The sequence below is a fragment of the Catenovulum agarivorans YM01 genome, from assembly GCF_000281085.1.
GTDB lineage: Bacteria > Pseudomonadota > Gammaproteobacteria > Enterobacterales > Alteromonadaceae > Catenovulum > Catenovulum agarivorans.
The window spans coordinates 33,154-47,233 of sequence record NZ_JH767535.1 but is presented as its reverse complement, the minus strand read 5'-3'; the positions used below and the strand labels follow the sequence as shown (position 1 = coordinate 47,233).

At 39.9% G+C, this 14,080-nt stretch carries 14 protein-coding genes; 7 read left to right on the top strand and 7 right to left on the bottom strand.

Features of this window, described 5'->3' with window-relative positions; genetic code table 11:
• Positions 1-40: 40 nt before the first annotated feature.
• From WSC_RS0117230 to WSC_RS0117210, 5 genes are all read right to left on the bottom strand, one after another.
• Positions 41-2,296 carry an arginine/lysine/ornithine decarboxylase gene (locus tag WSC_RS0117230; RefSeq protein ID WP_016957199.1) on the bottom strand — a complete coding sequence of 752 codons (2,256 nt, stop codon included), beginning with the start codon at positions 2,294-2,296 and terminating at the stop codon, positions 41-43.
• Between the two features lie 198 nt (positions 2,297-2,494).
• Positions 2,495-2,995: a YcgN family cysteine cluster protein gene (locus WSC_RS0117225; protein WP_016957198.1), complete on the bottom strand. Its 501-nt coding sequence runs from the start codon at positions 2,993-2,995 to the stop codon at positions 2,495-2,497.
• The gene (locus tag WSC_RS0117220) at positions 2,964-3,626 is read right to left on the bottom strand and encodes a fumarylacetoacetate hydrolase family protein (protein WP_016957197.1); all 663 of its coding nucleotides are present in this window, start codon (positions 3,624-3,626) and stop codon (positions 2,964-2,966) included. The genes WSC_RS0117225 and WSC_RS0117220 overlap by 32 nt, the downstream gene beginning before the upstream one ends.
• 13 nt (positions 3,627-3,639) lie before the next feature.
• Positions 3,640-4,701 carry a lytic murein transglycosylase gene (locus WSC_RS0117215; protein ID WP_016957196.1) on the bottom strand — a complete coding sequence of 354 codons (1,062 nt, stop codon included), beginning with the start codon at positions 4,699-4,701 and terminating at the stop codon, positions 3,640-3,642.
• A complete protein-coding gene (locus WSC_RS0117210) occupies positions 4,682-4,981 on the bottom strand; it encodes a YcgL domain-containing protein (RefSeq protein ID WP_016957195.1) in 300 nt (99 codons plus the stop codon). The genes WSC_RS0117215 and WSC_RS0117210 overlap by 20 nt, the downstream gene beginning before the upstream one ends.
• 166 nt (positions 4,982-5,147) lie before the next feature.
• Here WSC_RS0117210 and minC point away from each other — a divergent pair, with 166 nt between their 5' ends.
• The 4 genes from minC (at position 5,148) to folE (ending at position 7,691) form a co-directional block, all read left to right on the top strand.
• Positions 5,148-5,882 carry a septum site-determining protein MinC gene (minC, locus tag WSC_RS0117205; protein WP_026016919.1) on the top strand — a complete coding sequence of 245 codons (735 nt, stop codon included), beginning with the start codon at positions 5,148-5,150 and terminating at the stop codon, positions 5,880-5,882.
• A 15-nt stretch (positions 5,883-5,897) separates the two neighbouring features.
• Complete coding sequence (gene minD, locus WSC_RS0117200) at positions 5,898-6,707, top strand: septum site-determining protein MinD (protein ID WP_016957193.1); 810 nt, start codon at positions 5,898-5,900, stop codon at positions 6,705-6,707.
• 6 nt (positions 6,708-6,713) lie between these two features.
• A complete protein-coding gene (gene minE, locus WSC_RS0117195) occupies positions 6,714-6,977 on the top strand; it encodes a cell division topological specificity factor MinE (protein ID WP_016957192.1) in 264 nt (87 codons plus the stop codon).
• 75 nt (positions 6,978-7,052) lie between these two features.
• Positions 7,053-7,691, top strand: a complete 639-nt coding sequence (folE, locus tag WSC_RS0117190) for a GTP cyclohydrolase I FolE (RefSeq protein ID WP_016957191.1) — start codon at positions 7,053-7,055, stop codon at positions 7,689-7,691.
• Positions 7,692-7,773: 82 nt separating this feature from the next.
• Here the strand turns inward: folE and guaA are convergent, their stop codons facing one another.
• On the bottom strand, positions 7,774-9,351 hold the full coding sequence (gene guaA / locus WSC_RS0117185) for a glutamine-hydrolyzing GMP synthase (protein WP_016957190.1): 1,578 nt from the start codon (positions 9,349-9,351) through the stop codon (positions 7,774-7,776).
• An 80-nt stretch (positions 9,352-9,431) separates the two neighbouring features.
• Positions 9,432-10,901, bottom strand: a complete 1,470-nt coding sequence (guaB, locus tag WSC_RS0117180; protein WP_016957189.1) for an IMP dehydrogenase — start codon at positions 10,899-10,901, stop codon at positions 9,432-9,434.
• Positions 10,902-11,074: 173 nt separating this feature from the next.
• Here guaB and xseA point away from each other — a divergent pair, with 173 nt between their 5' ends.
• The 3 genes from xseA to WSC_RS24365 all read left to right on the top strand — a co-directional run.
• Positions 11,075-12,412 (top strand): exodeoxyribonuclease VII large subunit, encoded by a 1,338-nt coding sequence (gene xseA / locus WSC_RS0117175; RefSeq protein ID WP_016957188.1) that lies wholly within the window; start codon positions 11,075-11,077, stop codon positions 12,410-12,412.
• Positions 12,413-12,474: 62 nt separating this feature from the next.
• Complete coding sequence (gene lpxL, locus WSC_RS0117170; protein WP_016957187.1) at positions 12,475-13,398, top strand: LpxL/LpxP family Kdo(2)-lipid IV(A) lauroyl/palmitoleoyl acyltransferase; 924 nt, start codon at positions 12,475-12,477, stop codon at positions 13,396-13,398.
• 66 nt (positions 13,399-13,464) lie between these two features.
• Positions 13,465-14,080: TcpQ domain-containing protein (locus tag WSC_RS24365; protein WP_082196208.1), on the top strand; the 616-nt coding region annotated here is incomplete at its 3' end.

The following is a 14,080-nucleotide window of genomic DNA, read 5'->3' as shown; positions in this document are numbered from 1 at the left end:
CTCCCATTTTTTATTACTACTGTATAGGCTGGATAGTTAGCTACTCAGCAACTACATCAACAAAATATTTAGATTCACCGTTAATATTTTGTTTAATCAAGCCATGGACATCGGTTTCAAAGCCTGGGAAGGCTTTATTAAAGTCTCGGGCAAACTGTAAGTACTTAATTATCGTTGAGTTAAAACGCTCACCCGGCACCATTAATGGAATACCAGGAGGATACGGCGTAACCAACATAGCTGTAATACGCCCTTCTAACTCATCGATACTGACGCGCTCAACATCTCTGTGGGCCATTTTCGCCCATGCATCAGCAGGCAACATAGCAGTTTCAATTTCAGAGGTGTACATATCGGTTGTAATACGCGCAACGTCATATTGGCGATATATATCATGTATTTTTTTACATAAATCAGCTAAACCAACACGCGCGTATTGAGGACATTTAGCCGCAAATTGTGGCATAACCCGATATAACGGCGCATTGACATCAAAGTCATCTTTAAATTGTTGTAGTTCAGTAACCAATGAATTCCAACGCCCTTTGGTAATACCAATAGTAAACATGATAAAGAATGAATACAGGCCAGTTTTCTCAACAATAATACCGTGCTCAGACAAATATTTAGTTACGATAACCGCTGGAATGCCTAAGTCGGCAAAATCACCCTTTAAGTCTAACCCTGGGGTCACCAAAGTCGCTTTAATTGGGTCTAACATATTAAAGTCTTCAGATATATCCGGGAATCCATGCCAGCTATCTTGTTGGCGGATAATCCAGTTTTCGCGTGTGCCTATGCCCTCTTCAGGTAAAGTATCTGGTCCCCAAACTTTAAACCACCAGTCATCATCACCGTATTCATTGTCAACTTTAAGCATTGCACGTCTAAACTCAATGGCTTCATTAATTGACTCTTCAACTAAAGTTCGGCCACCTGGCTGTTCCATCATAGCAGCAGCAACATCACAAGAAGCAATAATTGAATATTGTGGACTAGTTGATGAATGCATCAAATACGACTCGTTAAATCTGTGTGTATCTAACTGACGTAAATTAGCGTTTTGCACTAAAATTTGTGACGCTTGCGAAATACCAGCTAATAACTTATGTGTCGATTGAGTTGCAAAGATAACTGTATTGTCAGCCCTGTCACCGGTTTGGCTGATTGCGTGCATGTCTTGATAATATTCATGGAAAGTTGCATGCGGCAACCAAGCTTCGTCAAAATGCAATGTATCAATATAATTGTCTAACTCGCCTTTAATTTGCTCAACGTTATATAACACACCGTCATAGGTACTTTGAGTAATAGTCAAAATACGTGGTGTTTTATTTTTAGCATTGGCAGCAAATTTGTTTTTAGCAATTTTCGCTTTAATTGCTTCAGCACTAAATTCACGTTTTGGAATTGGTCCAATAATGCCGTACTGATTACGCGTTGGCATTAAAAACACCGGAATTGCGCCAGTAATAATAATTGAATGCAAAATTGATTTATGGCAGTTACGGTCAACTACTACGATATCACCAGGCGCAACTGTCGAATTCCAAACAATTTTATTTGACGTAGAAGTACCATTAGTCACGAAAAATAAATGATCACAATTAAAGATACGCGCAGCATTTTCTTCACTTTTTGCTACCGGACCTGTGTGATCTAACAACTGGCCCAATTCATCTACCGCGTTACACACGTCGGCACGCAACATATTCTCACCAAAAAATTGGTGGAACATTTGTCCAACAGGGCTTTTTAAGAAAGCAACACCACCTGAGTGACCAGGACAATGCCAAGAATATGAACCATCTTCGGCATATCGTACTAACTCTTTAAAAAACGGTGGCGCTAACGCTTGAAGATATTTTTTCGCTTCACGAATTATGTATTTAGCCACAAAGTCAGGCGTGTCTTCAAACATATGAATAAAGCCGTGTAACTCGCGTAGAATATCACTTGGGATATGACGCGAAGTACGGGTTTCACCATATAAGAATACCGGAATATCAGGGTTGCGACGTCTAACTTCACCGATAAATTGTCTTAAGCTGTCTACTGCTTGCGGATTGGCATTTTCGTCTTCATCCACTAACTCGTCATCGTCAATTGAATAGATGAATGCACTGGCACGGCTGGATAATTGTGCAATTGACCCTTGGTCTAAATAACTGGTTAAACCAACAATGTCCATGCCAGCATTTTCTATAGCTTCAGCAAGTTCACGAATACCAGATCCTGAAATATTTTCAGAGCGAAAGTCTTCATCAAAAATGATAATTGGAAATTTAAACTTCATGTATAGGTTCCACGGTTATTGCCCGTGCCATACAAAAACGCAGACTACGGACGGTGACAATAATCAGGCTTGTTGCCTACCCTGACCGCTCTGCTTGGGTACGTCTAAGAAAGGAAACTTACGCCAGCTAGTCTGGCGCGAATTAAAACATGTTTATTTCAAATGAAAAGCTTTTTTATCAGAATTTTTTGTTAAATTTTAATCCATATCCTTAAGCGGCCACTTAACAATATAGTCTTCAAAGAAATCAATATCTACCTCATTGTCTTTAAAAACTTTTCCGCGAACTGTGATACCCGATTGATGCATCTTAGATTTTTTGCCTTTATTCAGCAGCGGATGCCATGATGCAAGGCCTCGGCCTTCTTTTAGTCGTCGATAACTACAACTTGGTGGCATATAAAAAATATCAGATAAATTTTCAGGTGTGAGTTCAACACAATCCGGTACTAATCGGTGTCGTTCTGAATAAACAGTGCAACTACAGGTTTTATCATTGAGGTATTGGCACACAACATTGGTATATTCAAGTTGCTCACCCTCTTCCATATAGTCTGTGGTTGTTAAAGATTCAGCTGTATCGTCGGCAATAAATTTATGCAAACAACATTTGCCACAACCATCACAAATTTGTTCCCATTCCGCTCGGGTCATCTCTTCGAGAGTTTTAGTTTCCCAAAACGCTGGTTTTGAATTCATATTGGTCAAACTTTAAAGTTAATTGATCGTTCGGGTTTAAATTAGCCACACCTGCGGGCGTGCCTGTTAATACTATATCACCAGGTAACAAAGTAAACTGCTGACTGATTTCAGCAAGCGCCTGGGCGATGCTACGCTCCATATTCGCACTATTAGAGGCTTGCCTAATCTCGCCATTTACCGCCAATGAAAAGTCGATATTTTGTATATCAGTAAGGTTATCCATTGGGATAAAAGCAGACACAGGGCAAGATGCATCAAAAGCTTTCGCACGCTCCCATGGGCGACCTTGGCTTTTTAAGCGTTTTTGCACATCACGTAAGGTTAAATCTTGTGCCATCGCTAGACCCCATATGGCAGCTAAACAAGTTTGCTCGTCCGCTTTACACAACTTAGATTGAATTAGCACAGCTATTTCAGTTTCGTTATGACAAGCGCCTTTATCAGTTGGAATAGCAAACGACGGTGTCAAAGGCACCAAAGCTGTGCTAGGTTTCATAAACACCACAGCTTCTTCTGTCACTAACGACGACATTTCTTTGATATGGTCTGCATAATTACCGCCTAAACAGACCACTTTGCCTAGGGGTAAATCTATCGTTTTGCCATTTATATCTAGATGTTGATACAAAATAAAATCCGCCCTATTTCACTGCTGGATAACCAATTCGGTCAGCCAAATAACCGACAGTGGTGACGAAATAATATGAGCGGTTCCAATGCATTAATACTTTGTAATTGTCGTAAGCTAAATAGACTCGGCCTTTTTTACCGTCTGGTATTAACATAGCCGCTTTTAAATTCACATTTGGTAAATCGCTGCCATCCATACGGCGCACACCTCTAGCTTGCCAAGTAGCTAAATCAACTTCGGTTTCTTTCCATTTTTTTAACCAATGCGAACGACCATTGGTACTTTTTGGTATAGCTAATTCAAAATCAAAATCAGCTGGTACTTTAACTTGACGTCCCCAAGTTAAATCATCATTCCAGCCTTCACTTTTTAGGTAGTTTGCCGCACTGGCAAATACATCTGCTGGGTTAGACCAAATATCTTTAATGCCGTCTTTATCATAGTCGACTGCATAAGCTTTAAATGAACTTGGAATAAACTGAGCTTGGCCCATAGCACCTGCCCACGAACCTTTGAGTTTTTCAAAAGGTGCTTGACCAGTTTGCACTATATCCAAGGCGTCCCATAACTGACGTTTAAAAAATGCCCCACGGCGACCATCATAACTAAGGGTAACTAAAGATGATATAACCGGATCATTACCCTGAATTTTGCCAAAGTTACTTTCTAAACCCCACAAAGCAACAATAAAACGTGGTTGCACACCATAGTCTGCACCAATTTTATCCAGTAGTTCTTTATGCTCTTTATATTTTGCGCGCGCACGTTCAACTTTCCAATCAGGTACACGTTTTGGTAGATAGGTTTCTAGCGTTTCAACAAATTCAGGTTGGTTGCGATCGGCCTTGATAATTTTTGGTTTAAATTTTACGTCCGCAAAGGCTTTTTCTACCAAACTAGCTGAATAACCTTTGTCTAAAGCTTCAGCTCTAAGCTCAACCACAAATTGATTAAATTTTTCTTCGTCGGCAACTGCATCATAATCTTGCGCAATTGATAATGGCGATACAGCTAATAAAACAGCGGCAGAAATAAGTTTAGTAACACCGATTTTAGTCAGAAGTTTTTTCATTGTTTAGATCCTTTTTAACGTACTCTTTTAGTTCATCCAACAAATTCTCTTTGGCTGGTGGCAATTGCAAATAATAACCTTTATTGGCTAAATCATCTTTAACCTTATTAATATCAGCCAATGCCAAACGTTTTTTCTTGGATAAATCTAAAATAATTACAAAATGAGCTAGACCAAAAGATTGCATTAAAGGTTCAGGAACTTGAGCAAAATCTTCTTTTTTTGCCAAATACAAATAGGTATCTTCTTTTTTAGAACTTCGATATATGTAACACAACACTGTGATTCACCCTAGCGGAATAGAAAAGACTGGATTTAACAAGCGCTAAATGTTTTTAAAGCTTGCGTTCACAAGGGGTGCACTATACCATGTTGAGCAAGTTTATATAGCACAATCTCATGTGCGCGCTAACTTTCACAGAGCAAATAAAATAACAACACCAACAATGTCAGATACCAATATCGAACTTAAAGGCAGTGGTTTTACCCTGTCAGTTTTGCATTTGCAAAATAATGATTTAGCAGCAGCGGCGCAAGCTTTAGAAAGTAAAATTTCCCAAGCACCTCAATTTTTCACGATGGCCCCAATTGTCGTAAACATAGAAAAACTAAACGGTGAAGCTGTTGATTTTCAATTATTAAAACAAACTTTTGAGCAGTTAAACTTGGTTGTTGTTGGCATAGCTGGTGCGACAGACGAGCAAAAAGTTTCAGCTAAAACTGCGGGTTTAGCGACGTTAAACGCAGCAAAAGGCCAAGTAGCTCCAACTGATACAAACGCGCCAGTGCAAACACAAGTACGTTACGAACGTGTTGAAGTGCCGGTAGAAGTTGAAGTACCAACCTACAAACCAGCCATGGTGGTTAAACAAAATTTGCGTTCTGGCCAGCAAATTTACGCGCGCGACACAGATTTAGTGGTCATTGGCGCAGTGAGCAACGGTGCTGAAGTGATTGCCGATGGCAATATTCATATTTACGGTAGCCTACGCGGCCGTGCGGTTGCAGGCGCAAAAGGCAACGACAGTGCTCGCATATTTGCGCAAAAAATTGAAGCAGAATTAATTAGTATTAACGGTAACTACTGGACAAGCGAGCAATTGCAAAAAGCGTGTTGGCAGCAGTCTGGTTGTATTTATTTAGACGGCGACAAAATAACCGTTTCAAGTTTAGAGATTTAGTGAGGGAGTAATTAAATGGCTCGTATTATTGTTGTGACCTCGGGTAAAGGTGGTGTTGGTAAAACGACATCAAGCGCAGCTTTAGGTACAGGTTTAGCTTTAAAAGGCTTTAAAACAGTTATTATCGACTTTGATATAGGTTTACGTAACTTAGACTTAATTATGGGTGTTGAGCGCCGCGTTGTTTACGACTTTGTAAATGTAATTAATGGTGACTCAAACTTAAATCAAACACTAATTAAAGATAAAAGAGTTGATGGTTTATACATTTTGCCTGCGTCACAAACGCGTGATAAAGATGCGTTGACTCGTGAAGGTGTTGAAAAAGTCCTCAATGAATTATCTGAAACTTTCGACTATATTATTTGTGATAGCCCTGCAGGTATAGAACAAGGTGCTTTAATGGCACTTTATTTTGCAGACGAAGCCATTGTTGTGACTAACCCTGAAGTTTCATCTGTACGCGATTCAGACCGAATTTTAGGTATTTTAGCTTCAAAATCTCGCCGTGCTGAAGAAGGTAAAGAGCCAGTAAAAGAACATTTATTATTAACCCGCTACAACCCAGGACGTGTTGAACGTGGTGATATGTTAAGTGTAGAAGATGTTTGCGAAATTTTGGCGGTTAAGTTAATTGGTGTGATCCCTGAGTCTCAAGCTGTACTGCGTGCTTCTAACGTAGGTGAACCTGTAATTTTGGACGAACAAAGTGATGCCGGCCAAGCTTATATGGACACGATAGAGCGATTGTTAGGTAATGAAAAAGAATATCGTTTTATTGAGGAAGAGAAAAAAGGCATCTTTAAACGCTTATTCGGAGGTTAATGGATTATGTCATTACTAAGTTATTTTCGCCCAAAGAAAACAACCGCGGCAAATCAAGCTAAGGAGCGCTTACAAATTATTGTAGCGCAACGACGCAGAGCTGATGATACTTCTGAAACACTCAGTGCAATGGAAAAAGATATACTTGAAGTAATACGCAAGTATTACATTAATATCGACTCTAGTGCGATCTCTGTGCAACTTGAACAAAATGAAGATGATTTGTCGGTGTTAGAGTTAAACGTTACCCTACCGGAAGACGACAAATAATATCAGTGTGTTGCAAACTATAGCGTCGTTTTATTCGTATACTAATAAAACGACACTGCAGCAAACGGAGTACCCATGGCGAGTAGCGCAGCATTAAAAGTACAACAAGCTTTAATTGCTAAAAACCTTGAAACCCCACAAGTTGAAACCACATTATCAGCTGACGACAAGAAGGCCAAAATAGCCGAGCATATGACGGCTGTTATGCAAATTCTTGGATTAGATTTAACTGACGACTCTTTAGCTGAAACTCCTAAACGCATCGCCAAAATGTATGTCAACGAGATATTTGGTGGATTAGATTACGACAAGTTCCCGAAAGTAACCGACATCGAAAATAAGATGGGTGTAGATGAAATGATCACTGTTGATCAAATCAGCGTCAGCAGCACCTGCGAACACCATTTTATTACCATCGACGGTTATGCCCGTGTTGCATATATCCCACAAGATAAAGTTATAGGTTTATCTAAAATCAATCGTATTGTGCGCTTTTTCGCCCAGCGCCCACAAGTGCAAGAAAGATTAACCCAACAAATATTAGTTGCTTTACAGACTTTGTTAGAAACTGATGACGTTGCCGTGTCTATTAAAGCCACTCACTTTTGTGTAAAAGCTCGTGGTGTGATGGATGCAAACTCGATCACTCAAACAACCGCATTGGGTGGTTTATTTAAAAGCAATCCAAGTACTCGTCAAGAGTTTTTGGCTTAGGCTAGTCTCAATAATCTCAAGATACAAAAAAGCCGCTATAACTAGCGGCTTTTTGCTTTATAAAATGGTCAGAACAAACTGGCTATTCCCACTCAATGGTCGCTGGTGGCTTACCAGAAATATCGTAAACAACACGAGAAATACCATCAATTTCGTTAATGATACGGTTAGAAACCTTACCCAAGAACTCATACGGTAAATGCGCCCAATGAGCTGTCATAAAGTCGATGGTTTCTACCGCACGTAAGCTAACAACCCAGTCGTATTTACGGCCATCACCCATAACACCAACAGAGCGCACAGGTAAGAATACAGTGAAAGCTTGAGATACTTTGTCGTATAAACCATCAGCACGTAATTCTTCGATGAAGATAGCATCAGCACGACGCAATAAATCGGCGTACTCTTTCTTAACTTCGCCTAAAATACGCACACCCAAACCTGGGCCTGGAAATGGATGACGATATAACATGTCGTACGGCAAACCTAACTCCAAACCAATTTTGCGTACTTCATCTTTAAATAGTTCACGTAATGGTTCAACCAAGCCAAGCTTCATGTAATCAGGTAATCCACCTACGTTATGGTGTGATTTAATTACATGCGCTTTACCTGTTTTAGACGCTGCAGATTCAATGACATCAGGATAAATCGTGCCTTGTGCTAACCATTTGGCATTGGCTAATTTTTTCGATTCTTCTTCAAAAACATCAACAAAAACATTGCCGATAATTTTACGCTTTTTCTCTGGATCATTTTCACCTGCTAAACGGTCTAAGAAACGATCTTCAGCATCCACTTTAATGATATTTAAACCAAAGTGATCACCAAACATATCCATAACTTGCTGACCTTCGTTTAAACGCAATAAACCGTTATCAACAAATACACAAGTTAACTTATCACCAATTGCTCGGTGTAACAGCATAGCAACTACTGAAGAATCGACACCACCAGAAAGACCTAAAATAACTTCGTCATCACCTACTTGCTCTTTCATTTTAGCAATTGCATCTTCAATGATTGATGCTGAAGTCCAAAGCTTTTCACAACCTGCGATATTACACACGAAGTTTTCTAATAAACGCATACCTTGTTTAGTATGGGTTACTTCTGGGTGGAACTGTACGCCATAAAAACGCTTTTCTTCATTCGACATAATCGCGAATGGACAGTTGTCAGTTTGTGCTACTACTTTAAAGTCCGCCGGAATAGCACTTACTTTATCGCCATGAGACATCCAAACATCTAATAATGCATTACCGTCAGCTGCGATTGAGTCTTCAATATTTTTAACTAACGCAGATTCTGAAACTACTTCTACTTGAGCGTAACCGAATTCACGCTCCATAGAAACTTCAACCGAGCCACCAAGCTGGTGTGACATGGTCTGCATACCGTAACAGATACCCAACACAGGTACACCCGCTTCAAAAACGTATTGAGGTGCACGAGGCGAATTTTCTTCGGTAACTGATTCAGGGCCACCAGCAAGAATAATCGCGTTAGGATTAAATTCTTTAATTTGTTCTTCGGTTACGTCCCATGCCCAAAGCTCACAATAAACGCCGATTTCACGAACGCGGCGAGCAATTAATTGAGTGTACTGCGAACCAAAATCTAAGATTAGAATTCGGCTGTCATGAATATTTTTACTCATTAGTAATATCCAGTCTTATAAATGAAGAAGGCCAGCCTTTTCGCAAAGGCTAGCCCTAGAATTATTTAGCGGTTAACGTATTAACCTAAACGGTAGTTTGGCGCTTCTTTGGTAATTTGCACGTCATGTACATGTGACTCGCCCATACCAGCTGAAGTGATTTTCACAAACATAGCTTTGGTATTTAACGCTTCAATTGTACCGCAACCAGTTAGACCCATAGCTGAACGTAAACCACCCATCTGTTGATGGATAATATTGGCTAATGGACCTTTATACGCGATACGGCCTTCAATACCTTCAGGTACTAACTTGTCAGCTTCATTCGATTTTTGGAAATAACGATCGCTTGAACCTTCTTTTTGGCTCATTGCACCAAGCGAACCCATACCACGATATGATTTGTAATAACGGCCTTGGAATAATTCAACTTCACCTGGCGCTTCTTCAGTACCAGCAAACATTGAACCAACCATCACACAGCTAGCACCTGCAGCTAATGCTTTAGCAACATCACCAGAAAAACGAATACCACCATCAGCAATAACTGGAATACCACGCTCTTTTAACGCTGCAGCAGCATCTGCAACCGCAGTAATTTGTGGGACACCACAACCTGTTACAATACGCGTGGTACAAATAGAGCCTGGGCCGATACCAACTTTAACAGCATCAACACCAGCGTCTGCTAACGCTATTGCACCTTCAGCAGTTGCTACGTTACCAGCAATTAATTGTACTTTAGGGAATTGCTCACGTACCCATTTAACACGGTCAATAACACCTTGTGAATGGCCATGTGAAGTATCAACTAAGATTACATCAGCACCTGCCTCTACTAAGGCTTTTACACGCTCATCTGTACCAGCACCAACACCTACAGCAGCACCAACACGTAAACGGCCAAACTCGTCTTTACATGCATTTGGTTTGTTTTCAGCTTTGTAATAATCTTTAACTGTAACCATACCAGCTAGTTTAAATGCATCGTCTACTACCAATACTTTTTCAATACGGTGACGGTGCATTAAATCAAGGATCACTTCTGATTTTTCGCCTTCTTTGATAGTTACTAACTTATCTTTAGGCGTCATAATTGAAGTAACAGGCAATTGTAAATTGGTTTCAAAACGAATGTCACGCGCGGTACAAATACCCACGAGATTATTGTCGGCATCGACAACAGGGAAACCAGAAAACTTAACTTGCTCAGACAATTCAATTACTTGTTGAATTGTCATTTCAGGCGTTACTGTAATTGGATCAGATACGATACCTGATTCAAATTTCTTAACTTGACTAACTTGAGCTGCTTGTTCAGCAATTGTCATGTTTTTATGGATAAAACCTAATCCGCCCTCTTGCGCTAGCGCAATAGCTAAACGCGCATCTGTTACTGTATCCATAGCAGCAGCTAACATAGGAATGTTTAAGCGAATTTTTTTAGTTAATTGGGTTGTTAAATCCGCAGTATGCGGCAACACGGTCGAATGACCGGGTACAAGGAGAACGTCATCAAACGTTAAAGCTTCTTGAGCGATTCTTAGCATTGCAACTTCTCACCAAAAGGTTTCAGGGTATATATAGTTGCGGCAGAATTTTAACGACTTTGATGGGTTAGGTAAACTTATATTTTATTTATTTTGGATTAAATTTGCCTATAAAGGGCAATTACCTTTAACATTATCGGCCAATTGCATATCAAAAGCTTTATTTAAGCCTAATGTCGACTTCAGCCAAAGTATTATCTGTTAGCCAGTTAAATGGCCAAATTAAATATTTAATTGAACAAAATTTTAGCCATATCTGGTTAGAAGGTGAAATATCTAATTTAGTTAAAGCCAGTTCTGGTCATTGGTATTTCTCGTTAAAAGACGATAAAGCACAAGTTCGCTGCGCTATGTTTAAAAGTGCCAATAACCGTGTTTCTTTTCCAGTAAAAGATGGTTCGCAAATTCTACTCAGAGCCAATGCAAGCTTGTACCAACCACGCGGCGAATTCCAACTTGTGGTGGAGTCGATGCAACCCGCCGGTGTGGGTAAATTACAGCTAGAGTTTGAAGCATTAAAAAACAAACTGAGTAACGAAGGTTTATTTGCTGCTGATTTAAAACAGCCTCTACCCGCCAATATTAGTCGAGTTGCCGTAGTAACATCTGCCAAAGGCGCGGCTATTCACGACATTATCAGTATTTTAGCGCGCCGAGCGCCAAACATTGAAGTAGAGATATATCCATGTTTAGTTCAAGGTGAAAACGCCGCTATGGATATTTGCCAAAAACTTCATTGGGCCTCAGAAGATAATAAATGTGATGTGATTATTGTTGGCCGTGGTGGTGGTTCAATCGAAGATTTGTGGGCATTTAATAACGAAACCTTGGCCTATACTATTCACCAGATAGATAAGTGTGTTATCAGTGCGGTCGGCCATGAAACTGACTTTACCATTTGTGATTTTGTCGCAGATATTCGCGCAGCTACCCCATCAGCTGCGGCTGAGTTAGTTAGTCAAACTAGTTTAGATGTGCAAACTAAGTTACCGCATTTGCAGCATAAACTTGAACACGCCATGCAGTTCAAAATAAATGAGCTAAATCATAAATTGAATGCTTTGCAGCACCAACTAACTCGATTAAATCCACTTAATCAAATTCAGCTCAAACAACAATGGTTAGACGAAGCTGAATTAAGGTTAGCGCAAAAGCTAAATGCACAATTACACCGAAATCATACTAAACTAGTGTCTTTGCAACAAAGGCTCGCCGAGCATAACCCCAAGTATTTATTAAGTCGCCAACAACAACAGCTGAGTTATTTAACTCAAAATCTAGATGCAAAAATTGAAAAAGTACTGAATAAACAATTCGACCAATTGCACTACTTAGCTCAACAGCTCAATACCCTCAGCCCGCTCAACACCTTAAACCGCGGCTTTTCCATCACAAGTATTCATGGTAAAGCGGTTAAATCCATTCAACAAGTTGAGGTTGGTGACAAGTTAGAGCATAAAGTTGCAGATGGGATAATTCATAGCCAAATTATCAGTAAAACAGAGTCTTAACTTGCAGTCATTTAACGATGTAAATAAAATGCCTGCGCATTTAGCTTATTAGGACATTTGTTTTGGAAATACCACAATTTAGCTGGCGTTTTTTCTTACCTAAATATTGGTTTACTTGGTTAGGTCTAGCCATTTTATATTTAATCAGCTGGTTACCTTATAGATTACAACTGGGTTTGGGTGTTGTGGTTGGCCGCTTACTATATTATGTAGCAAAGCGCCGTCGTCATATTGCCAAAACAAACATAGACATTTGTTTCCCTGAGCTTTCACAAGAACAAAGAAATAAAATGCTCAAAGCTAATTTCGATTCAGCCGGTATTGCTTTTTTTGAATCTAGCATGGGCTGGTTTTGGCCAAAATGGCGGTTAAAACCTCTGTGCCATTACGAAGGTATAGAACACATAGAAGAAGCGAAAAAACACGGCAAAGGTGTTTTGGTTGTTGCCTATCATATGATGTGTTTAGAGATCTGTGGCCGAATATTGGGTTTAAAAAATCCGAATGTCGCTTTTTACCGACCGCATAACAACGCGCTAATGGAATATTTTCAATACCATGGCCGCGCACGCGACAACAAATATTTAATCGGCGCAAAAAACGTCAAAGGTTTATTACATGCGTTAGCTAACAATGAGTCGTGTATCTATTTGCCGGATCAAGATTATGGCCGCCGTCGCTGTGCATTTGTACCATTTTTTGCTGAACCACAAGCATGTACTACTACTGGCACTACCTTATTTGTTGGTCAATCAAATTGCCAAGTTGTCATAGCTCATCCACAAAGACTCAAAAATGCCCGAGGGTATAAAATTACAATCACACCTGCATTAACCAATTACCCAACAGGTAACGACGAAGCAGATGCAGCTTATCTCAATAAGTTAATTGAAGACGGGATTCGCCAAGCACCAGAACAATACATGTGGTTGCACCGTAGGTTCAAAACACGCCCAGAGAAAAATGCACCATCAGTGTACAAATGATTGAAAATCACTCAACAATTTAATAACCTGTTGAACCTAGGATATCTTTGTAACTGGAAGTGAATCATGTGGTTTTGGATCAGGCACGCAACTGCGGCTATTATCCTCATATTTTTAGGTGCATATATCATTATGTACGACAGTCCTGTTATTACGAGAGATAACATTAACTCTGCGTCAAATAGTACTCAAGAAGGTTCACGTAAAGCGATGGAAGGCTTTGGTAACTTCTATTCTGATCTTAAAGAAAAATACGACAAAGCTATGGCTGGTCAAGGCGATGGACAATATGTGATTGACCTGAAAAAGCCTGACAGCACGCTCACACAAGAATTGCATAAAATTGGTGTGGCGACCCGCTCTGTAAGTGGCTCTTGGGTTGGTAAACGTCAAAACCGCCGTTTCGTTCAAGGTGATACATTACGAGAGCGTATGCAAGAAATGGCTGCTGAAGACAATATGCATCTAATTTGGTGGTTAGATAGAGATTTTGTTGTCAAGCTGCCATTTAGAGTTGAAGAGACCACAGTAGGCACTTTGTATAAAATGAGTACGGCAATAGACAGTGATTTTGAGCGAGATGTCTATGCATTTTTCTGCCCATTACAAAGAACATTGGTGGTAACTGATATTGTAGAACATTACATCCGGGACAATTGCGCACCAGCTCGTTCAGAGGATT